The organism is Streptomyces pseudovenezuelae (assembly GCF_001513955.1).
Taxonomy (GTDB): domain Bacteria; phylum Actinomycetota; class Actinomycetes; order Streptomycetales; family Streptomycetaceae; genus Streptomyces; species Streptomyces pseudovenezuelae.
In genome coordinates, this window is sequence record NZ_KQ948146.1 from 253,573 (window position 1) to 272,753 (window position 19,181).

Below are 19,181 nucleotides of genomic sequence, written 5' to 3' on the forward strand. Positions count from 1 at the left end.
GCCTCTTACCAGGTCACGGGGAGTTCCAGCATCCCCTGGATCGTGTCGCCGGGTTTGAAGGGGATCTTCTCGGCGGGGGCGGCGAGGCGCAGCGTGGGCAGCCGGTCGAAGAGGGTGCGCAGGGCGATCTCCAGTTCGGCGCGGGCGAGGTTCTGGCCGAGGCACTGGTGGATGCCGAAGCCGAACGCGAGGTGGTGGCGGGCGGGCCGGTGCCAGTCGAGGGTGTCGGGGGCGGGGTAGACGTCCTCGTCGCGGTTGACGACCGAGGTCGCGAAGACGACCCCCTCGCCGGCGCGGATCGTCGTCCCGGCCACCTCGATGTCCTCCAGGGCCATCCGCAGCAGTCCGTCGGCGATCGACAGCATCCGCATGAGCTCCTCGACCGCGTTCGGGATCAGCGCGGGGTGGGTGCGCAACTCGGCCAGCCGGTCGGGGTGTTGGAGGAGGGTGAAGGTGCCGAGCGAGATCATGTTGGCGGTCGTCTCGTGGCCGGCGACCAGCAGGATGATCGCGAGGGCGATCACTTCCTCACGGTTCAGCTCCCCGTCCCTCAGCTGCCGGTGGACCAGTTCGTCGAGCACGCCGTCGCCGGCCTCCGGTTGCTTCTGTTTGTGGTCGATCAACTCGTCAACGTACTCCTCGAGTTGGTCGCGGGCGTCCATGACGTCGTCGGCCGTGGGGCCGCGCAGCAGGCGCCGGGACTGTCCTTCGAAGAAGTCGTGGTCGGCGTAGGGCACGCCGAGCAGAGCGCAGATCACGGTCGAGGGGACGGGCAGCGCGAAGGCGCTCACCAGCTCGGCGGGCGGCCCCTGGGCGATCATCGCGTCGATGCGTTCGTCGACGATCTCCTGGATGCGGGGGCGGAGTTCGGTGGCCCGGCGGAGCGTGAAGCTGGGGACCATCAAGCGCCGCTGGACGCGGTGTTCGGGGTCGTCGACGCCGAGCAGCGCGGTCCTGCGGTTCCTGACCGCCGCGAAGCGTGCCGTGGGCGCGGGAAAGCCGTCACGGGTGCGGTCGGTGGACAGCCGGGGGTCGGCGAGCAGGGCGCGGGCGGTGCCGTGTCCGGTGACCAGCCAGGCCGGACGGCCGTCGAAGAGGGTGATCCGGGACAGCGGGCGATCGGCGCGCAGGGGGTCGTAGCCGGTGGGCGGGTGGTAGGGGCAGGTCCGGTCCTGGGGGAAGGCGACGGGTACGGTTTCCGTCATGGAAGACCTCGCAGACGAAGAGTGCGTCGTGCAGATCTTCATTAGATGCCCGGGGCATCTATAGGGCGACGAGAAGTTCGGCCAGATCGGTGGCGGGGGCAATCTGGCCGAAGACCGGCGCCGTGGGGCGGGTGACGGAAGGCGGCGGTCACGGCGGGGCGGGCGCGGCGTGCCGGCTCGGCCGCCGTACCGCGTCCATCGCACGCGGTATCCGGCCAGGCCCCCGCTCGCCCGGTCCACCAACGGTGGCCATGATCCGCCGTGCGCGGGGGACACGGAGGGGATGATTCCCGTTCAGGACGGTGTTGAAGTCCTGTGCGGGAAATCCGTAGCGGACAGCGAGGAGACGGAAACCATGCCTCTTGAGGGCGAGTACGAGCCCAGCCCGACCCAGTGGGTGCGTGAGCAGGTGGAGTTGTACGAGAGCTCCGGCGGCACCAAGGGGAACACGCTCATGGACACGGGGATGCCGGTCATCGTGCTGACGACCCGCGGCGCGAAGAGCGGCAGCATCCGCAAGACGCCGTTGATGCGGGTCGAGCACGACGGTCGGTACGCGGTGGTCGCCTCGCTGGGCGGCGCGCCCAAGCACCCGGTCTGGTACCACAACGTCAAGGCCGACCCGCATGTCGAACTGCAGGACGGACCGGTCAAGGGAGACTTCGTCGCCCGCGAGATAACCGGCGCCGAGAAGGACGAGTGGTGGGAGCGTGCCGTCGCGGCGTACCCGCCGTACGCCGACTACCAGAAGAAGACGGACCGGGTGATACCGGTCTTCGTTCTGGAGCCCGTCGACGGGGACTGAGCGTCCTCGGAACAATTCTCGAACCAGGACGCATGAACCGGCTTCGCCCGGGCATCCGAGCGTCAGGCCCCGCCGCGTTCCCCCGTCGCGGCGGGGCTTTCTCGTCCCTCCTCGGCCGGCCGGTCGGTCACGTCGAGGAAGATCTGGTCCGCCTCGGCCACGGTCCGGGAGACGGACCGCTTGATGCGTACGGCGACCTCCTCGACCCGCTCGCTGTCCAGGCCCGGCACCAGGTCGACCCGGGCGGCCACCAGGACCGAGTCCAGCCCCATCTTCATGGTGAACAGCGCCTCCACGCTGTCGATCTCGGGCTGCGCGTCCAGCAGCGCCCGGATCTTGGCACTGGACTCCGGGTCGGCGGCCTCGCCGATGAGCTGCCCCTTGGCCTCGCGGCCCAGCCGGTAGGCCACGTAGACCAGCAGCACACCGATGGCCAGGGAGGCCGACGCCTCCCACACCACCTGGCCGGTGACCATGTGCAGCGCCATGCCGATCATGGCCAGGGTCACACCGAGCACCGCCGTGCCGTCCTCGGCGACGACCGTGCGCAGGGCCGGGTCGCGCATGCCCTGGGCGGCCCCGCCCTGCTTGTGCACCTGGTGCAGCGCCCGCAGCAGCGAGACGCCCTCGGCGAGGAAGGCCACGCCCAGCACGATCAGGCCTGCCACATAACCGCTGAGCTTTTCCTCGGCGCCGTTGCGGAGCGCCTCGACCCCCTGGAAGACGGAGAAGCAGCCGCCCATCACGAAGATCCCGACGGCCGCGATCAGCGACCAGAAGAACCGCTCCTTGCCGTATCCGAAGGGATGGCGCCGGTCTGCCGGGCGGCGGCTGCGGCGCAGCGCGGCCAGCAGGAAGACCTCGTTGAGGCTGTCCGCGACGGAGTGCGCCGCTTCCGACAGCAGCGCGGGCGAGCCCGCGAGGAGGCCGCCGACGGCCTTGGCGACCGCGATCACCAGGTTCGCGGCGAGCGCCACCAGGACGGTGACGCGTGTTTTCCGGTCTGCTGTGTCTTTCGTCGATGTCCCGCTCACCCACGCCGACTGCCCGCCTCCGGGGTACTCACACCGTGCCGATCGCCGAAAACGGGGAACGCGTCCACCAGGACAGGCTCACACAGGAGGAAGCATGAGCAGCGCCGACGACGGCAACAGCGCGCTCGGCCACAAGGCGTTCAAACGGTCCAAGAGCCATTTCGCGGACCGGGTGACCGCCGACGGCCGGGACGGCTGGCCGGTGGAGGCCGGCCGGTACCGCCTGGTGGTCAGCCGCGCGTGTCCCTGGGCTAGCCGGGCGGTGATCTCGCGGCGGCTGCTCGGGCTGGAGGACGCGCTCTCCATGGCGATCACGGACCCGATCCAGGACGACCGCAGCTGGCGGTTCACGCTGGACCCGGACGGCCGCGACCCGGTCCTCGGCATCCGCTACCTCAGCGAGGCCTACGACAAGCGGGAGAGCGACTATCCCGGCGGGGTGAGCGTGCCCGCGCTCGTGGACGTGCCCAGTGGGAAGCTCGTCACCAACGACTACCAGCAGCTCACCCTGGACCTCGCCACCGAGTGGAGGGAACTGCACCGGGAGGGCGCGCCCGACCTGTACCCGCGGGCGCTGCGCGACGAGATCGACACCGTGATGGCGGACATCTACGAGGACGTCAACAACGGTGTGTACCGGGCGGGTTTCGCCGCCGGCCAGGAGGAGTACGAGGAGGCGTGCGCGGGCGTGTTCCGCCGGCTCGACCTGCTGACACCGCGGCTGGCCCGGCAGCGGTATCTCGTCGGGGACACCCTCACCGAGGCGGACATCCGCCTGTTCACCACACTGGTGCGTTTCGACGCCGTCTATCACGGTCACTTCAAGTGCAACCGCTGGAAGCTGACGGAGAACGAGGTGCTGTGGGCGTACGTCCGCGACCTCTACCAGACGCCGGGCTTCGGTGACACCGTCGACTTCGACCACATCAAGCGGCACTACTACCAGGTGCACACCGGTATCAACCCGACCGGCATCGTGCCGCTCGGTCCGGACCTGGCGGGCTGGCTGGCGCCGCATCACCGTGAGGAGCTCGGCGGCCGTCCGTTCGGCGACGGGACCCCGCCGGGGCCGGCGCCGACGGCCGAGGCGGTCCCGGCGCACCACCGACCCACCACTGACCAAGGAGACTGACGTGGCAAAGAAAAAGAAGAAGCTGCCCCTCGCCTACAAGCCCCTCGGCTTCGTCCTGGGCTGGACGAGCGGAACGGTGGCGGGACTGGCCTTCCAGAAGACCTGGAAGGCGATCCGGCACGAGGACGACGCGCCCGACGCCCTGGACCGTGACCGCGGCTGGGGAGAGATCCTCCTGGCCGCGGCGGTCCAGGGCGCCATCTTCGCCGTGGTCCGCAGCGCGGTGGACCGCGCGGGCGCCACAGCCATCGAACGCTCCACCGGAGTCTGGCCGTCCGACGAGAAGGGCGGCCGCGACTGACTCAGCCCTGCTTGGGCGCGGTCGGGGTGACCAGGCGCACGGTGAAGGAGTGTCCGGCGGGGTCGGAGTACCCCCGTTCCTCGAACGGCCCCGCCGCGTCCTTCGTCTCCAGTGGGCGCCCGCCGAGCTCCACCACCTTGCGCTCGGCCTCGTCCAGGTCCTCCACCACGAAGTCGATGTGGGCCTGGAGGGAGTTCTCGGGGCGGGGCCAGCTCGGCGGTGTGGCGTTCACGTCACGGCGGAACGCGAGCCGGAAGCCGTCCGCTCCCCTGATCTCGACGCGGTTCGCGGTCGCGTCGGTCTCCTCGGCCGTCAGCAACTCCTTGTAGAACACGGCGAGCTTCTCGGGCTCGGCACAGTCGAGCACCACGACCCCCGCTTTCACCAGTGCCATGTCTCCTCCGAAGGTTCTGGCCACGGGGTGTCGCCCGGCGGCCCTGTACCTTGCGGATATCCCGGCACGGCCGATTCAGTCGGCGACCAGCCACTGTCCGTCCCGCATCAGCTCACGCCCCTTGAGTTCGTTCTCCTCCCGCCAGGCCTGGACGCGCTGCGGGTGGACGCGGAAGTACAGGTAGGGCGTGGTGAGTTGCCGCGGGTCGAACCCGGTACGCCCGGCGAACCGGTCCCCCTCCCGCGCGCTCAGTTCGTCCTGGGTGACGGTGTCGACGGTCCCCTCGATCATGACGACGTCCCGGGTGGGCCCGAGGCCGATCCGCACCCTCCCCGTCGATTTCAGGTTCCGGCCGGTGGGGCTGGCGGCCGGGGTGGCGATGAGCAGGGTGGAGCCGTCCCAGAGGAAGGAGAGCGGGACGAGGTACGGCACACCCGAGCCGTCGTCCGGGGCCGTGGCCACCCAGACGTCCTCGTCGTGCTCCAGTCGGTGCAGGGTGTCCTTCTTGCGCTGCTCGGCGGGGCGTGGCGGCTGCGGGGCCATCGGCGTGCGTCCTCCTGCTGGATCGTCAACTGACTTCATCAGTCTGGCCGTTCGGAACGGGTTTCACCTCCACCTTTCGTCCCGGGGCGTGGCGCGGGACGGTCAGGCCCCTCCGGCAATTTCCTGGACAGCTGTCCAGCTATAGTGGACACACGTCCACGAAGTAAGGGAAGCTGATGGAGATCCTGGCGAAGGTGCTGGTCGGCCTGGTGGCGGCGCTGCACGTGTACATCCTGGTGATGGAGATGTTCCTGTGGCAGAAGAAGCCGGGGATGTCCTTCCACGGGTTCGACCGGGAGATGGCCAGGGCCACCGCCCCGATGGCCGCCAATCAGGGGCTGTACAACGGCTTTCTCGCGGCGGGACTGGTGTGGGGGCTGGTCGCCGGGGATCCGACCGGGTTCCGGGCGCAGGTGTTCTTCCTGGTGTGCGTGATCGTGGCCGGTGTGTACGGCGCCGTCACCGCGAATGTCCGGATCCTCGTCGCGCAGGCCCTGCCCGGCGCGCTCGCCCTGGCCGCCGTCCTCCTCGCGCAGTGACCCGCCCCGCGCCCGAGGACCCGCGGGCGGCCCGCACCCGGGCGCGGCTGCGGGAGGCACTGCTCGCGGAGTGCGCCGAGCGGCCCCTGGAGGAGGTCGGCGTGGCCGCCCTGGTGCGCCGGGCCGGAGTCGGCCGGGCCACCTTCTACGTCCACTACGACGGCCTGGAGGCACTCGCCGTCGACGCCTGCGCGGACGTCGTACGGGACGCCGTGGAGGCGCTGCACGCCTGGCGCGGGCGGCCCGACCCGGTGCACGCGCCGCCCGCGCTCGCGGAGTTCTTCGCCTCGCTCACTCCGCACGCCGCCCTGTACCGGTCCCTGCTCACCCCGGGCGGCGGCGGACCGCTCGGCCGGGTGCTGCACCGGGACCTGCGGGCCTACAGCCTGCGGGAGCGCGAGCTGGCGGGTGCCGCCGACGCCCCCCTGGTCGCCTCCGCCGTCGCGGCCACCTTCGCCGGGGTCCTGGGCGACTGGCTGCACGGCCTGCTCGACGCCGCCGCGACCGACATCGCCGACCAGGTGTGGCAGTTGCTGGTCGCCCTGCACGCCAGCCGGTGAACGCGCCTCACATGCAGGCCGCCTGCGCCTTGAGCAGGGGCCAGCCCTCGACACCCGCAAAGGTTCGGACGTACGCCGTCCGCCGGTCGCCGGTCAGCCACAACTCCCGGTCCTCGTAGCGATATCCGGTGTCGTGGGCGTTGGCGGGCAGGGTGACCGAGTCGTCGTAGGCCGTGGTGAGCATGCCGGGTTCGAGCAGACCCTCCGGGTCACGGGCATACGTACGCCCGCCGAGGTCGAGGAAGTGCACCTCGCCCCAGCCGCAGTGGTCGTCCCCCGCGCCGCTGCTCACCTCGGCGGTCGGCACCCGCTCCCCCACCCGGTCGGTCCAGATCTCGTAGCCGTGGGAGGCGGTCCACTCGGCCGGGAGCTCCGACGGGTCGCAGGACGCGCTGGTCTCCGGGCCCCAACCGGGCCTGTCCTTCTGGTCCTTGGCGACCACGACGGCCACCTTGGTCCGGCCGCCCACGTCGTAGGAGTACAGCACGCGGTCCGTCTCCCGGCGCTCCACGCGGTAGCCGGAGCGGGGCTCCCCCGGGTCGAACAGGTCGAAGTACAGCTCCAGGCCCTCCTCCGGGCTGTCCCCGCCGTCGTCCCTGCTCCAGCCGTCCGGACCGTTGCCGTTGTGGATCTCACCGGCGCACTCCAGAGCGCGGCCGGCCGCGCCCGAGGCCAGCCGCAACGCCCGCGGTGTGTGCTCGTCGAGCTCCTTCGTGGGGACGTTCATCGGCCCGTCGTAGGCCGTGGCCGGTGCCGTGCCCTCGACCACCACGCCCTCCCCGGACTCGCACCCCACGACCGTCATGGCCACGGCCGCGAGCACCGCCCACAGCGCTCTGCGCATTCCCGCCCCCTGTGTACCGTCCGCCCTCATGATCCTTCGACGCCGCACCGGCCGGGAACGTTCACCGCGCCGCCGTCTGGAACGTGCGCCGGTACACCTGCGGTGACACCCCGATCGCCGCGTGCAGGTGCTGTCGCAGGGACGCGCCGGTGGCGAAGCCGACGCGGCCGGCGATCTGGTCGACCGACAGATCGCTGGACTCCAGGAGGTGCCGGGCCCGGGCCACGCGCTGCTGGATCAGCCAGCGGCCGGGGCTGAGGCCGACCTCCTCGTTGAAGCGGCGGGCGAAGGTGCGCAGGCTCATCCGGGCGTGCGCGGCGAGGTCGCCCAGGGTCAGGGGCTCGTCCAGGCGCTCCAGGGCCCACGCACGCGTCCCGGCCGTGCTCGCGGCGCCCTGCTCAGGGACGGGCTGCTCGATGTACTGGGCCTGGCCGCCGTCCCGGAACGGCGGGACCACACAGCGCCGGGCGACCGTGTTGGCGAGTTCGCTGCCGTGGTCCTTGCGGACGAGATGCAGGCAGATGTCCACACCGGAGGCGGCCCCGGCCGAGGTGAGGATGCGGCCGTCGTCGACGAAGAGCACATCCGGGTCCAGGTCGACGTGCGGGTACGTGATCCGGAACAGGTCCGCGAGCTGCCAGTGGGTGGTCGCCCGGCGGCCCTCCAGGAGACCGGCGGCGGCGAGGACGAAGGCGCCGGTGCAGATGGAGACGATCCGGGCGTCGGGGCGGATGAACGTGAGCGCCGTGCGCACCTCCTCCGGGAGCTCTAGGGTCATCCGCTCCGACGCGACGGGCGCGATCACCACGGTGTCGGCCGTGGCAAGGATCTCGGGCCCGTGCTCGACACCGATGGTGAAGTCGGCGTTGCTGCTCACCGGCCGCCCGTCCACGCTGCAGGTCAGTACCTCGTACCGGCCGTCGGCGGCGCCGAGGATCCGGCTGGGGATGCCCAGCTCGAAGGGGTACACGCCGTCCAGGGCCAGCACCACGACCCGCTGGGTCCGCTCCACATGTCGCATGGCACGATCCTATCGAAGCTTGGCAATCGTGCCATTTCCCGGACGGGCGCGGCCGGGCAGGCTGGACGACCATGAGCACTGTGAACACCATGCGAGCCATCAGCCAGGACACCCTCGGCGGTCCCGAGGTCCTCAAGGAGATCGAGGTCGAACGCCTCGCGCCGCGACCGAACCAGGTGCTGGTCCGGGTCCGGGCGGCCGGCCTGAACCCGACCGACTGGAAGCACCGCGCCAACGGCGGCTTCCTCGGCGAACCGCCGTTCGTCCTCGGCTGGGACGTCTCCGGCGTGGTCGAGGCGGTCGGCATCGGCGTCGCCACCTTCAAGCCCGGTGACGAGGTGTTCGGCATGCTGCCGTACCCCTTCGGTCACGGTTCGCACGCCGAGTACGTCCTCGCTCCGGTGCGGGGCCTCACGCACAAGCCCGCCTCGATCGACCACGTTCAGGCGGCCGCGCTGCCCCTGGTGTCGCTGACCGCGTGGCAGGCGCTGGTCGAGAACGCCGAACTGCGGCCTGGACAGCGGGTGCTGATCCACGCGGCGGCCGGCGGGGTGGGGCATGTCGCCGTGCAGATCGCCAAGGCGCGGGGCGCGTACGTGATCGGCACCGCGAGCGCGGGCAAGCACGCCTTCCTGCGCGAACTGGGCGCGGACGAGGTGATCGACTACCGGGAGACGGACTTCACCGAGGCGGTGAAGGACGTGGACGTGGTGCTCGACACGCTCGGCGGCGACACGTCCGTGGACTCGCTGCGGGTGCTGCGGCCGGGCGGGATCGTGGTGTCGATCCTGCCGGTCGGCTCGGACGAGTTCGGCACGGCGGCCGAGCGGCTCGGGGTCAGGGCCCTGCGGATGCTCGTGGACGCGGACCGTGCCGGGATGAACGCGATCGCGGACCTGGTGGAGAAGGGTGAGCTGCGGCCCACGATCGCGGGGACGTTCCCGTTGGCCGATGCCGCCGAGGCTCACCGGCTCGGCGACACCGGCCGCACGGCCGGGAAGCTGGTCCTGGTGGTCGACTGACCGCTCAGAACGTCAGCACGGGCTTGATCGCCTTGCCCGCGCCCATGTCCCGCACCGCCTGGTCGATGTCCGTGAACGGATAGGTGCTGATCAGGCGGTGCAGCGGCAGCCGCCCCTCCTTCACCAGACGGACCAGGGCGGGGATGAAGCTCTGCGTCTCGGCGTCACCGAGGGTGAGGCCCACGACCCGCTTGCCGCCGAGGAGGCCGTTGACGTCGAGGGAGACCTCGGTGCCGAACGGCGGGGCGCCGACGACGACCAGGGTGCCGCGCGCGCCGAGCGCGTCGACGCCCTGGCGCAGGACGTTCACATTGCCCGTGGTCTCCACGACGCCGTCCGCGCCCTGCCCGCCGGTGATCGCGGCGAGCGCCTCGCCGAGGTCCTGCTCGCCGGCGTCGACGGTGTGGGTGGCGCCCAACTCCTTCGCCAGCGCGAGGCGTTCGCCCAGGCGGTCGACGGCGACGATGGTCGTGGCCGGGGTGAGGGCGGCGGCCATGACCGCGGACAGGCCGACCGCTCCGGCGCCGAGGACGACGATCGTGGCACCGGTGACGGGCTTCAGTACGTTCCACACGGCGCCGACACCGGTCTGCACTCCGCAGCCCAGCGGGGCGACGGACTCCAGCGGCACGTCCGGGTCGACCCTGACGAGGCTGCGCTCGTCGACCAGGGCCCGCTCGGCGAAGGAGGACTGGCCGAAGAAGTGCCCGCCGAGCGGCTCACCGTCCCGGCTGATGGTGCTGGTGCCGTCGGCCCGGCGGCCGCCGATGAGGTTCAGCGGCAGCCAGGTGGCGCAGTACGCGGGGTGACCGCCGTCGCAGTTGCGGCAGTCGCCGCAGGAGGTGAAGGACAGTACGACGTGGTCGCCGGGAGCCACACCGGTGACGGCGGACCCGACGGCCTCGACGACTCCGGCGCCCTCGTGTCCGAGGACTCCGGGCAGCGGGAAGGGCAGTCCGCCGCTCGCCACGCCGAGGTCGGTGTGGCACAGGCCGGTCGCGACCATCCGGACGACCGCCTCACGGGGTCCGGGCTCGTCGAGGGTGACGTCGGAGAGGGTGAAGGGTGCGCCGCCGGACTCGACGACCGCGGCACGGGTGGTGAGGGACATCGCGGAAACTCCTTGGAAGGCGCTCAGTCGAGCGAGACGACGACGGACTTGACCTTGGTGTAGGCGTCGAGCGCCTCGGGGCCGTACTCGCGGCCGTAGCCGGAGTCCTTGACCCCGCCGAAGGGCACCGCGGGGTCGAGCATCGCCCAGTCGTTGACCCAGACGATGCCCGCCTGGAGACGGTCGGCGACCCGGTGCGCACGCGCGAGGTTGGTGGTCTGGACGCCCGAAGCCAGGCCGTAGGGCGTGGAGTTGGCGAGCGCGACGGCCTCGTCCTCGGTGTCGAAGGGCTGCACGGTCAGGACCGGACCGAAGATCTCCTCCTGCACGACCCGGGAGTCGTTGGAGAGGTCGGCGATCACGGTGGGCCGGTAGTAGAAACCCCCGTCGAGGTCGAGGCGTTCACCGCCGCAGACGATCCGGCCGCCCTCCTTGCGCGCGAGGTCGACGTACTCCTCGACCTTCTTCAGGTGCTTCTCCCCCGCCATCGGACCGACGACGGTCGCGGGATCGCGCGGGTCGCCGACCGGCACGCCGGGCACGGCCTCGGCGAGGATGCCGAGCAGGGTGCTGTGGACCGAGCGGGCCACGAGCAGCCGCGGGCCGCCCATGCAGAACTGGCCGGTGTTGAAGACGAACGCCTTGATGATCGCGCCGACCGCCTTCTCCAGGTCGGCGTCCTCGAAGACGATGTTGGCCGCGTTGCCGCCGAGTTCCATGGTGACGGGCTTGAGGGCCTCGCCCGCGGTGGCGGCCACGTGCCGGCCGATGGCGGTGGAGCCGGTGAAGGCGACCTTGTCGACCCCGCGGTGGCGCAGCAGGGCCTCGCCGGCCACCGGCCCGGTGCCGGTGACCACGTTGACGACCCCGTCCGGGACGCCGGCCCGCTGGAGCAGTCCGGCCATGTAGAGGGCGCTCAGCGGCGTCTCGTCGGCCGGCTTGTGCACCACCGTGTTGCCGGCGGCGAGCGCGGGGCCGATCTTGGAACCGGCGAGGATCAGCGGGAAGTTGAACGGGGTGATCGCGGCGACCACGCCGATCGGCTCGCGCTTGGTGTACGCGAGGGCGTTCATGGGTGTGTTGCGGACCGAGCCGTCCAGGGAGTGCGCGAGCGCGGCGAAGTGCTCGTAGTCGTTGGCCGCGTTGGTCACGTCCACGGCGTGGCACAGCGAGATCGGCTTGCCGACGTCCAGGCTCTCCAGCTGGGCGAGTTCGTCGGCGTTCTCGCGGATCAGCTCGGCGACCCGGTGCAGGATCCGGCCCCGCTCGCGACCGCTGAGGCCGGACCAGGTGCCACCGTCGAAGGCCTCCCGGGCGGCGCGGACGGCCGCGTCCACGTCGTCGGCACCGGCCTCCGCGACGGTGGTGAGGACCGCGCCCCGGGACGGGTCGAGCACCTCGGTGCGCGCGCCGTCTGCGGCTTCGCGCCGCCGGCCGCCCACAAACAGCCGTCCAGGTTCGATCTCGATGGAGGACATCGCCGCTCCTCAGCTTCGTCGCCAAGATTTCAACAAACAGGATTCCTGTTGGTTCGCAGTCTCTTTACGGACAGGTTTCCTGTCAATGGTCTAGCCTGATCCCATGCTCGACACACAGGTGACCAAGGCGCCCCCGTCGCTCCTCTACATGGTGAAACAGGTGGAGCTCGTCGTCCGTTCCCATCTGGACGAGCTGGTCAGGCCGTCCGGGATCACCGCGCTGCAGTACACGGCCCTCACTGTCCTGGAGCGGCACGACGGACTGTCGGCGGCGCAGCTGGCCCGGGACTCCTTCGTCACCGCCCAGTCGATCGCCGATCTCGTGCGCTCCCTGGAGACCCGCGGCCTGGTGCGCCGGGAGCGCAATCCGAGGAACCGCCGCGAGCTGCTGATCCTGCTGACCGAGGAGGCGCGCGCGCTGCTGGCCCAGCACGCGGGACCCGTGCGGGAGCTGGAGGAGCGGATGGTGCGGGACCTCACCGCGCACCAGACCGAGCAGTTCCGCCAAGCGCTGACCATGGCCTGGCACGCCCTGTCATGAGCCGGGCGCGAGCCCCGCGTGAACCCGGCGCGAATCAGCGGTCGCAATTCGAAGACATATGTCAATCGAACATGCTCAAATTCACTCCATCGAGGGTAACTTGCAGAGCGGGGAAAGGATTTGCACGCACCCGGGGCACGGTGACACGTCTACGCGCACGGCACGGCGTCACCCGGCCCCCGGTGACCTGCACCCCATGCCGCCTGTGCAGCCGGTTGGAGGCGATGTCGTCGTGCAGCAGGAACCTGCGCCGCTGTCCCGGCATCTGCGTGTCCGCGAGGAGCGCGGTCACACCGTGCTGGAGTTCCGCGGGGAGATCGACATCGCCGCGACCGTCGAGCTCCTGCCGGTCCTGGACCGGGTCACCGGGCAGCCCGACGCGCGACTGGTGATCGACCTCAGTGGCGTGGAGTTCTTCGACTGCTCCGGGCTGCGGCTGCTGTACCGGGCCCGCGCGCGCGTACTGGCCAACAACGGCCGGCTGCTCCTGGTCTGCACGCACCCGCTCACCCTGCGGATCATCCGGGTGACGGGCCTGTCCCGGCTGCTGCCCCCGCTGCCGTCGCTGGACGCGGCCCTGAGCCGGCCCGAGGCCACGTCCGAGTCGTTATGACCGTCGCCAGCTATTCCTTGCGCGGCGCGTCGAACAGGGCGCTGACGGACTCGCCGTTGTGAATGCGGCGTACGGCCTCGGCGAGCGCGGGGGCGATGGACAGGATCCGCAGCTTGTCGGTGCGCTCCTCGACGGGGACCGGCACGGTGTTGGTGCACACGATCTCCAGGACGTCCGGCTGCTCGCCTATCCTCTTGAGGGCGCCGTCGGCGAACAGTCCGTGCGTGCAGGCGACCCGGATGGAGCGCGGGCCCAACTCCCTGAGCCGGTCCAGCAGTTCCAGGACAGTGCTGCCCTTGGCGATCTCGTCGTCCAGCACGATGACGTCCCGTCCGGCGACCTCGCCGATGACGTCGCTGATGCTGACCCGGTCGTCGGCGAAGCGCTGCTTGGCACCCGCGGCCACCTGGGCGCCGATCATCCGGGCGAAGGCGGCCGCCTCCTTGGCGTTGCCTAGGTCAGGGGAGACGACGGTGGTGCGCGAGAGGTCGTACTGGCGGAAGTGCGCGGCCAGCTCGCGCAGGGCGTGCAGGTGGTCGACGGGCACCGAGAAGAAGCCGTGCACCTGCGGCGAGTGCAGCGTCATCGCGAGGACGCGGCTCGCTCCGGCCGACACCATCAGGTCGGCGACCAGCCGCCCGCCGAGGGAGATACGGGGCTCGTCCTTCTTGTCGGAGCGCGCGTAGGAGTAGTGCGGCATGACGACGGTGATCCGCCGGGCGGAGGCCCCACGGGCCGCGTCGCACATCAGCAGCAGCTCCACCAGGTGCTCCTGCACCGGCCTGACCAGCGGCTGGACGAGGAAGACGTCCCGCTCCCGGCAATTGGCCTGGAGCTGTACCTCCAGGCAGTCGTTGGCGAACCGGCTGACCCGGGTGGGGCTGAGCGGCACACCGAGATGCGCGCAGACCTCCGCCGCGAGCTCGGGGTGGGCGCTACCGCTGAACACGGCGATGTCTCGCACGGGTCTGCTCCTCGGATGATCATCTCGGGTTGCCCGGCTCATGCTACTGGCCTGCCCGCCGGCCGCCCTGCCACGGAAAACCGGTTGCGGTGGCCCGGCCCTCGGACGCCATCATGGCCGGGTCCGCGTTCCCTCGATGTCAGGATCCCTCGCATGCGCCGACTCCTCGAATCGACCCAGTGCCCCCTTCGGCCCACGGTTCTCGAGGACTCCACCCTTTATGCGCACCCTGAACATCGGAATTCTGGCCCACGTCGACGCCGGTAAGACCAGTCTCACCGAGCGGCTGCTGTTCGACCACGGCGCGATCGACCGGCTCGGCAGCGTCGACAGCGGTGACACCCGCACGGACGACGGCGCGATCGAGCGGCAGCGCGGCATCACCATCCGCTCCGCCGTCGCCTCGTTCACCGCGGGTGACACCAGGATCAACCTCATCGACACGCCCGGCCACTCGGACTTCGTCGCCGAGGTCGAGCGCGCCCTCGAGGTCCTCGACGGGGCGGTGCTGCTGCTGTCCGCCGTGGAGGGCGTACAGGCGCAGACGCGGGTCCTGATGCGGACCCTGCGCAGGCTTCGGCTGCCCACGCTGATCTTCGTCAACAAGATCGACCGTGCCGGCGCCCGGGACCAGGCCCTGCTCGCCGACGTCCGGCGCAGACTCACGCCGTACGTCGCCCCGCTCACCGAGGTCACGGGCGTCGGCACGGCCGGCGCCGCGGTGACCGCACTGCCCGAGGACAGCCGGCTCGCCGAGGCCCTGGCCGAGGTCGACCAGGACATGCTGGCCGCGCTCGTGGACGGGCCCGCACCCACCCCGGGCGACCTGCGCAGGAGCCTCGCCGCCCGCACCGGAGACGGCTCCTTCCACCCGGTGTTCTTCGGCTCCGCTCTCGGCGGCCAGGGCGTGGCCCATCTGGTCGAGGGCCTGACCCGGCTGATCCCGGCCGGGCCCGCGACCCCGCAGGGCCCACCACGCGGCACGGTGTTCGCCGTACGCCCCGGACCCGGCGGGGAACGCACCGCGTATCTGCGGCTGTACGACGGCCAGGTGACGGAACGTCAGCGGCTGACGTTCCTGCGGCGTGCGGCCGACGGCTCGACGAGCAGCGTTCCCGGGCGGGTGACCCGGCTGAGCGGACCCCTCACCGCCGGCACCATCGCGGCGCTCACGTTCTCCCCCGGCCTCCGCGTGGGCGACCGCCTCGGCGAACTGGCGGACCGCGCACCGCAGTTCTCTCCCCCGACCCTCCAGACCCTGGTCACCGCCCGCCACCCCGGCCAGGCGGCCCGGCTGCGCTCAGCCCTGCTGACCCTCGCCGACCAGGACCCCCTGATCCACGCTCGTCCCGCGCCCGGAGGTGCCACCTCGCTGCTCCTGTACGGCGAGGTCCAGATGGAGGTGCTCGCGGCGACCCTCGCCCAGGACTTCGGCGTCGAGGCGGACTTCGAGCCGGGCCGGGTGCGGTACCTGGAACGTCCGCGCGGCACGGGGGAAGCGTGCGAGGAGAACCCCTGGCATCTCGGGAGCCGCTACTGGGCGACCATCGGCCTGCGGGTCGAGCCGGGTGAGCGCGGCACAGGCGGGGTCTTCGCGTACGAGACGGAACTCGGCGCGCTCCCCCGGGCGTTGCACCAGGCCGTCGAGGAGACCGTCCACGTGAGCATGCGGACCGGGCTGACGGGGGCGACCGTGACGGACTACCGGGTCACCCTCGTCCGCTCCGGTTTCGTGGCACCGCTCAGTACCGCCGCCGACTTCCGCGGGCTCACGCCGATCGTGCTGCGCCGGGCCCTGGAGCGGGCGGGGACCCGGCTGTTCGAGCCGTATCACGCGTTCGAGGCGGAGGTGCCGCTGGACGCGCTGGCTCCGGTCACGGCACAACTCGCCTCTGCGGGAGCGGAGTTCACCGGCACCACGGGCGGGGAAACGGCGTGGGTGATCACCGGTGAGCTCGCGGCCAGGCGGGTACGCGAGGTCGAACTGCGCCTGCCCGGACTCACGCACGGTGAGGGGGTGTGGTGGTCCAGGCACTCGGGCGACCGTGCACTCAAGCCCCACTAGGAGTGCTCACCAGGACACCGGCAGCCGCCGCGGCCCCCGCGTCAGCTGTCCCTCCCGCCACTCGATCGTCTCCGGCGTGAACTCTGCCCGCAGGCCCGGGAACCTGACCGCCAGCCGGTGCAGGGCCAGGCCCAGCTCCAGGCGGGCCAGCCACGCGCCCAGGCAGTGGTGAGGACCGGCGCCGAAGACCACGCTCGGTGTCGTCAGCGGGGCGAACAGGTCGGTCTCCTCGGGCCGCGGAAAGACGTCCGGGTCCCGGTTCGCCGCGTTGGTCTGGACGGCGACCACCGCCCCGGCCGGAATCGTCACCCCGCCGACGTCGGCCTCCTCGACGGCCCTGCGGATCAGACCGGGCAGCACCCTGCCCTCGCTCAGCGGGATCGTCCGCAGCAGCTGTTCGACGGCGGTCTCGGCCGACTCCTGGCTCTCGGCGAGCCCCGGCCAGGCCTCCCGCCCGTCCGTGAGGAGGTGGACGACGATGTTGCCGAGGGCCGTCATCGTCGTCTCGTGTCCGGCGACGACCAGGCCGAGGACCAGGACGACCAGGCGCGGCTCCTCGATCCCGAGGCCGTCGCCCGCGACGACCAGGGCGCTCACCAGGTCGTCGCCCGGCTCCTTGCGCCGCTCGGCGACCAGTTCCGCGCAGAAGCGGCCGAACTCCCGCATGGCCGCGCCGACCTCCTCGGCCGTGTGCGCGCCGCCGGACAGGGCGTGGTCTGCCCAGTCGCGGATGCGCTCCCAGTCGGCGTGCTCCAGCCCCATCAGCCGGGAGATCACCGAGACCGGCAGACGGCGGGTGAACGCCTCCACGATGTCGGCGGGCTGCGGCTGCCGGGCCAGGTCGTCGAGGAGGGCCTCCACCACGGAGGCCGTCCAGGGCCGCCAGCGGGCGATCGCGCGTGGGGTGAAGGCCCGCTGGACGGTGCCCCGCAGCAGCTGGTGGGGCGGGCCGTCCTGGTTGAGGAGGCCGTCCGGTGAGTCCAGCAGGTTCGGCACGAGGAGCAGCGGCGGGGCGTCCGCGTCCCGCAGCGACTTCCTGTCGAAGCGGGGGTCCATGAGCACCTGGCGCACGTCGGCGTGGCGGGTGACGAGCCAGACCGGGGTGCCGGTGGCCAGGGTGGTGAGCCGGGGCGGGCCGTTCTCGGGCAAGGGGATGCGGTGCATCGGACGAAGGGTCCGGGAGGTGTGGTCCGTGCTCATCCGGGTCTCCAGACACGCCGGTACGCGAGTTCTCCACGCTAGTGCGCCCTCTTGTGTCCCGGCAGTGTCCCAATCAGCCAACAAGACGGTCCGGCAGGGCTTTTGGGAGTCATCCCTGGGCATCCGTGCATCTAGGAAGGAGGGCCGTCGCATGACGACTCCCATCAGGCGCGTGTCCAGGCGCATGCCCGGCTGGGCGAAGATACTGACCGCCGTCGTGGTGGTGCTCGTGGTGTTCTTCGCCGGGATCCGGTTCAGTGTGCTCCCTGGCCTCAAGGACCTGTTCGGCACGGAGACCCACGACCGGACGGGTCCCGCACTTCTGGAGTCCATCCAGGACATCAGCCGTTACGACGCCGCCTCCGGCAATTTCCAGGTCGTCGTGGACCTGGAGAAGGACACCAAGTTCCTGCCCGACGCGATCCGCGGCTCCCGCACCCTGTACGTGGGAGCGGGCGCGGTCGACGCCTATGTCGACCTCGGCAAGGTCGCCAAGAACGACGTGACGGTCAACGAGGACCGCACGGCCGCCACCCTGCACCTCCCGCACGCCCAGCTCGGCAAGGCCACGCTCGACGCCGACCGCTCCTACGCGGTCTCCAAGCAGCGCGGTCTGCTCGACCGGCTCGGCGACTTCTTCTCCGACAACCCCAACAGCGAACAGGCCGTGCAGAAACTCGCCGTGCGGCACATCACCGAGGCGGCGAAGGAGAGCGAGCTGACCAAGCGGGCCGAGACCAACACCACCAACATGCTCAAGGGCCTGCTGAACTCCCTCGGCTTCAAGAAGGTCGAGGTCACCTACGGCAGCTGATCAGCCGCCGAGCATGCCCGGCAGGGTGAGGGCACCGAGCACGGTGGTGCCGACCAGTACCCACGCCACATAGTCGCCGATGTGCCCGGACTGCAGGCGCCGCAGCCACAGCGCCCGGTCCGGTGCGGCGAACGCCTTCGGGCGGGCGACGGCGAGGAGGGCGAGGACCCCGGCCAGCAGGGTCGACACCAGACCCAGCAGGACGCCGGCCGGGGTCCAGTGCACGGAGGTGAACACGCCCGCCGATCCGGTCTCGTTGACGGAGCGCGCGACCACCTTCGCGAAACCGGGGGCCACGCCCACGGTGAGGGCCCCGGCGAGCAGTACGGCGGGCACCGCGGTCATGGTCTCCGGGATGCGGCGGAGCCGGTGCCGGGTCTCGGGCCGCTCGCCGGAGCCGGTCGTCTCGTACCCGGAACCGGTCTCGGGCCGGCCCCAGGCGCTCGGCGGGTCCTCGGCCAGTTCGTCGGCGAGCAGCCGGGCGAAGACGAGCGTGCCGACCGGGCCGAGCAGGGCGAGGACCAGGGCGAGATCGACGTAGGAGGGACGGTCGTAGCCCTGCGAGAGCAGCAGGAGGGCGGGGCAGGCGAACGCGGTGCACAGGTTCTGCGCCACGACCCGGCGCCTGAGCGGCCCGGTGGCGACGCCCCACACGGTGGCGCCCACTCCCCCGCCGAGGAGGACGGCCGCCGCGAGGATCCAGCCGTTCACCGTCCGGTCACCGCCCGCCGGGCGGCCCGGGCGGCGAGGGCGCCGAGGCAGGCGACGGCCGCGCCGATCGCGAGTTCCAGGGTGTCCACGGTGCTGATGAACACGAGCCAGAGCACGCCGAGCGCGGCCCACCAGCCGAAAAGTTCGGCCGTGGCGAGGAGTGTCGTACGTCCGTTGATGCGCCACCTCCTGCGAACCACAGCCCGACGCGCGCGGTATTCGGCCCGGAGTGCCCCGAGCGTACGAAGAGAAACCGAAGGCCGGTCGGTGTGCGGCGGCATTGT

At 71.4% G+C, this 19,181-nt stretch carries 21 protein-coding genes and 2 pseudogenes; 10 read left to right on the forward strand and 13 right to left on the reverse strand.

Going from position 1 to position 19,181, the window contains the following annotated elements:
* Positions 1–5 precede the first annotated feature (5 nt).
* Positions 6–1,205, reverse strand: a complete 1,200-nt coding sequence (locus AQI94_RS13260) for a cytochrome P450 (RefSeq protein ID WP_031051543.1) — start codon at positions 1,203–1,205, stop codon at positions 6–8.
* Positions 1,206–1,560: 355 nt separating this feature from the next.
* Between AQI94_RS13260 and AQI94_RS13265 the strand changes: the two genes are divergently transcribed.
* On the forward strand, positions 1,561–2,010 hold the full coding sequence (locus AQI94_RS13265; protein ID WP_031051545.1) for a nitroreductase family deazaflavin-dependent oxidoreductase: 450 nt from the start codon (positions 1,561–1,563) through the stop codon (positions 2,008–2,010).
* A gap of 62 nt (positions 2,011–2,072) precedes the next feature.
* Here the strand turns inward: AQI94_RS13265 and AQI94_RS13270 are convergent, their stop codons facing one another.
* Positions 2,073–3,044 (reverse strand): cation diffusion facilitator family transporter, encoded by a 972-nt coding sequence (locus AQI94_RS13270; RefSeq protein WP_031051548.1) that lies wholly within the window; start codon positions 3,042–3,044, stop codon positions 2,073–2,075.
* 94 nt (positions 3,045–3,138) lie between these two features.
* Between AQI94_RS13270 and AQI94_RS13275 the strand changes: the two genes are divergently transcribed.
* Positions 3,139–4,176, forward strand: a complete 1,038-nt coding sequence (locus tag AQI94_RS13275; protein WP_031051551.1) for a glutathione S-transferase family protein — start codon at positions 3,139–3,141, stop codon at positions 4,174–4,176.
* 1 nt (position 4,177) lies between these two features.
* Positions 4,178–4,477 carry a DUF4235 domain-containing protein gene (locus tag AQI94_RS13280; RefSeq protein WP_031051553.1) on the forward strand — a complete coding sequence of 100 codons (300 nt, stop codon included), beginning with the start codon at positions 4,178–4,180 and terminating at the stop codon, positions 4,475–4,477.
* A gap of 1 nt (position 4,478) precedes the next feature.
* Here the strand turns inward: AQI94_RS13280 and AQI94_RS13285 are convergent, their stop codons facing one another.
* Complete coding sequence (locus tag AQI94_RS13285) at positions 4,479–4,871, reverse strand: VOC family protein (RefSeq protein ID WP_031051555.1); 393 nt, start codon at positions 4,869–4,871, stop codon at positions 4,479–4,481.
* 75 nt (positions 4,872–4,946) lie between these two features.
* Positions 4,947–5,414: a pyridoxamine 5'-phosphate oxidase family protein gene (locus AQI94_RS13290; protein WP_031051557.1), complete on the reverse strand. Its 468-nt coding sequence runs from the start codon at positions 5,412–5,414 to the stop codon at positions 4,947–4,949.
* A gap of 176 nt (positions 5,415–5,590) precedes the next feature.
* On the opposite strand from AQI94_RS13290, the gene AQI94_RS13295 reads away from it, so the two are divergent.
* Together AQI94_RS13295 and AQI94_RS13300 are read left to right on the forward strand one after the other, a co-directional pair.
* Positions 5,591–5,953 carry a DUF1304 domain-containing protein gene (locus AQI94_RS13295; RefSeq protein ID WP_031051559.1) on the forward strand — a complete coding sequence of 121 codons (363 nt, stop codon included), beginning with the start codon at positions 5,591–5,593 and terminating at the stop codon, positions 5,951–5,953.
* Positions 5,950–6,513, forward strand: coding sequence for a TetR/AcrR family transcriptional regulator (locus AQI94_RS13300; RefSeq protein ID WP_062229738.1), 564 nt, complete (start codon positions 5,950–5,952; stop codon positions 6,511–6,513). Before AQI94_RS13295 ends, AQI94_RS13300 begins: the two co-directional genes overlap by 4 nt.
* Positions 6,514–6,520: 7 nt before the next feature.
* On the opposite strand, the gene AQI94_RS13305 is transcribed toward AQI94_RS13300, so the two are convergent.
* Together AQI94_RS13305 and AQI94_RS13310 are read right to left on the reverse strand one after the other, a co-directional pair.
* Entirely contained in the window at positions 6,521–7,357 is an 837-nt protein-coding gene (locus AQI94_RS13305) for a hypothetical protein (protein ID WP_031046138.1), read from the reverse strand.
* 61 nt (positions 7,358–7,418) lie between these two features.
* On the reverse strand, positions 7,419–8,378 hold the full coding sequence (locus tag AQI94_RS13310) for a GlxA family transcriptional regulator (protein ID WP_031046135.1): 960 nt from the start codon (positions 8,376–8,378) through the stop codon (positions 7,419–7,421).
* A 71-nt stretch (positions 8,379–8,449) separates the two neighbouring features.
* Here AQI94_RS13310 and AQI94_RS13315 point away from each other — a divergent pair, with 71 nt between their 5' ends.
* A complete protein-coding gene (locus AQI94_RS13315) occupies positions 8,450–9,400 on the forward strand; it encodes an NADP-dependent oxidoreductase (protein WP_031046132.1) in 951 nt (316 codons plus the stop codon).
* 4 nt (positions 9,401–9,404) lie between these two features.
* Here the strand turns inward: AQI94_RS13315 and AQI94_RS13320 are convergent, their stop codons facing one another.
* The gene (locus AQI94_RS13320) at positions 9,405–10,511 is read right to left on the reverse strand and encodes an NAD(P)-dependent alcohol dehydrogenase (RefSeq protein WP_031046129.1); all 1,107 of its coding nucleotides are present in this window, start codon (positions 10,509–10,511) and stop codon (positions 9,405–9,407) included.
* Between the two features lie 23 nt (positions 10,512–10,534).
* The gene (locus tag AQI94_RS13325) at positions 10,535–11,989 is read right to left on the reverse strand and encodes an aldehyde dehydrogenase family protein (RefSeq protein ID WP_031046127.1); all 1,455 of its coding nucleotides are present in this window, start codon (positions 11,987–11,989) and stop codon (positions 10,535–10,537) included.
* 103 nt (positions 11,990–12,092) lie between these two features.
* Between AQI94_RS13325 and AQI94_RS13330 the strand changes: the two genes are divergently transcribed.
* The gene (locus AQI94_RS13330) at positions 12,093–12,530 is read left to right on the forward strand and encodes a MarR family winged helix-turn-helix transcriptional regulator (RefSeq protein ID WP_031046125.1); all 438 of its coding nucleotides are present in this window, start codon (positions 12,093–12,095) and stop codon (positions 12,528–12,530) included.
* Between the two features lie 196 nt (positions 12,531–12,726).
* Complete coding sequence (locus tag AQI94_RS13335; protein WP_037942505.1) at positions 12,727–13,143, forward strand: anti-sigma factor antagonist; 417 nt, start codon at positions 12,727–12,729, stop codon at positions 13,141–13,143.
* 10 nt (positions 13,144–13,153) lie between these two features.
* On the opposite strand, the gene AQI94_RS13340 is transcribed toward AQI94_RS13335, so the two are convergent.
* The gene (locus AQI94_RS13340; RefSeq protein WP_031046119.1) at positions 13,154–14,107 is read right to left on the reverse strand and encodes a ribose-phosphate diphosphokinase; all 954 of its coding nucleotides are present in this window, start codon (positions 14,105–14,107) and stop codon (positions 13,154–13,156) included.
* A gap of 220 nt (positions 14,108–14,327) precedes the next feature.
* Between AQI94_RS13340 and otr(A) the strand changes: the two genes are divergently transcribed.
* Positions 14,328–16,172 carry a tetracycline resistance ribosomal protection protein Otr(A) gene (otr(A), locus tag AQI94_RS13345; protein ID WP_031046115.1) on the forward strand — a complete coding sequence of 615 codons (1,845 nt, stop codon included), beginning with the start codon at positions 14,328–14,330 and terminating at the stop codon, positions 16,170–16,172.
* A gap of 6 nt (positions 16,173–16,178) precedes the next feature.
* Here otr(A) and AQI94_RS13350 read toward each other — a convergent pair whose 3' ends face one another.
* Complete coding sequence (locus AQI94_RS13350; RefSeq protein WP_031046112.1) at positions 16,179–17,372, reverse strand: cytochrome P450; 1,194 nt, start codon at positions 17,370–17,372, stop codon at positions 16,179–16,181.
* Between the two features lie 151 nt (positions 17,373–17,523).
* Between AQI94_RS13350 and AQI94_RS13355 the strand changes: the two genes are divergently transcribed.
* Positions 17,524–18,186 carry a DUF4230 domain-containing protein gene (locus tag AQI94_RS13355; RefSeq protein ID WP_031046109.1) on the forward strand — a complete coding sequence of 221 codons (663 nt, stop codon included), beginning with the start codon at positions 17,524–17,526 and terminating at the stop codon, positions 18,184–18,186.
* On the opposite strand, the pseudogene AQI94_RS45290 reads toward AQI94_RS13355, so the two are convergent.
* From AQI94_RS45290 to AQI94_RS13365, 3 genes and pseudogenes are all read right to left on the reverse strand, one after another.
* Positions 18,187–18,618 (reverse strand): annotated as a pseudogene (locus AQI94_RS45290) (complex I subunit 5 family protein); the annotation flags it as partial.
* Positions 18,619–18,897, reverse strand: a pseudogene (locus AQI94_RS45295) (monovalent cation/H+ antiporter complex subunit F); the annotation flags it as partial.
* On the reverse strand, positions 18,894–19,076 hold the full coding sequence (locus AQI94_RS13365; protein ID WP_031046102.1) for a hypothetical protein: 183 nt from the start codon (positions 19,074–19,076) through the stop codon (positions 18,894–18,896). The gene AQI94_RS13365 and the pseudogene AQI94_RS45295, both read right to left, overlap by 4 nt.
* Positions 19,077–19,181 lie beyond the last annotated feature (105 nt).

Coding starts and splice junctions, on each gene's coding strand:
- AQI94_RS13330 (WP_031046125.1), top strand. CDS start 12,093: ATGCTCGACACACAGGTGACCAAGGCGCCCCCGTCGCTCCTCTACATG.
- AQI94_RS13350 (WP_031046112.1), bottom strand. CDS start 17,372: ATGAGCACGGACCACACCTCCCGGACCCTTCGTCCGATGCACCGCATC.
- AQI94_RS13275 (WP_031051551.1), top strand. CDS start 3,139: ATGAGCAGCGCCGACGACGGCAACAGCGCGCTCGGCCACAAGGCGTTC.
- AQI94_RS13305 (WP_031046138.1), bottom strand. CDS start 7,357: ATGCGCAGAGCGCTGTGGGCGGTGCTCGCGGCCGTGGCCATGACGGTC.
- AQI94_RS13315 (WP_031046132.1), top strand. CDS start 8,450: ATGAGCACTGTGAACACCATGCGAGCCATCAGCCAGGACACCCTCGGC.
- AQI94_RS13265 (WP_031051545.1), top strand. CDS start 1,561: ATGCCTCTTGAGGGCGAGTACGAGCCCAGCCCGACCCAGTGGGTGCGT.
- AQI94_RS13260 (WP_031051543.1), bottom strand. CDS start 1,205: ATGACGGAAACCGTACCCGTCGCCTTCCCCCAGGACCGGACCTGCCCC.
- AQI94_RS13295 (WP_031051559.1), top strand. CDS start 5,591: ATGGAGATCCTGGCGAAGGTGCTGGTCGGCCTGGTGGCGGCGCTGCAC.
- AQI94_RS13290 (WP_031051557.1), bottom strand. CDS start 5,414: ATGGCCCCGCAGCCGCCACGCCCCGCCGAGCAGCGCAAGAAGGACACC.
- AQI94_RS13335 (WP_037942505.1), top strand. CDS start 12,727: ATGCCGCCTGTGCAGCCGGTTGGAGGCGATGTCGTCGTGCAGCAGGAA.
- AQI94_RS13325 (WP_031046127.1), bottom strand. CDS start 11,989: ATGTCCTCCATCGAGATCGAACCTGGACGGCTGTTTGTGGGCGGCCGG.
- AQI94_RS13355 (WP_031046109.1), top strand. CDS start 17,524: ATGACGACTCCCATCAGGCGCGTGTCCAGGCGCATGCCCGGCTGGGCG.
- AQI94_RS13320 (WP_031046129.1), bottom strand. CDS start 10,511: ATGTCCCTCACCACCCGTGCCGCGGTCGTCGAGTCCGGCGGCGCACCC.
- AQI94_RS13310 (WP_031046135.1), bottom strand. CDS start 8,378: ATGCGACATGTGGAGCGGACCCAGCGGGTCGTGGTGCTGGCCCTGGAC.
- AQI94_RS13285 (WP_031051555.1), bottom strand. CDS start 4,871: ATGGCACTGGTGAAAGCGGGGGTCGTGGTGCTCGACTGTGCCGAGCCC.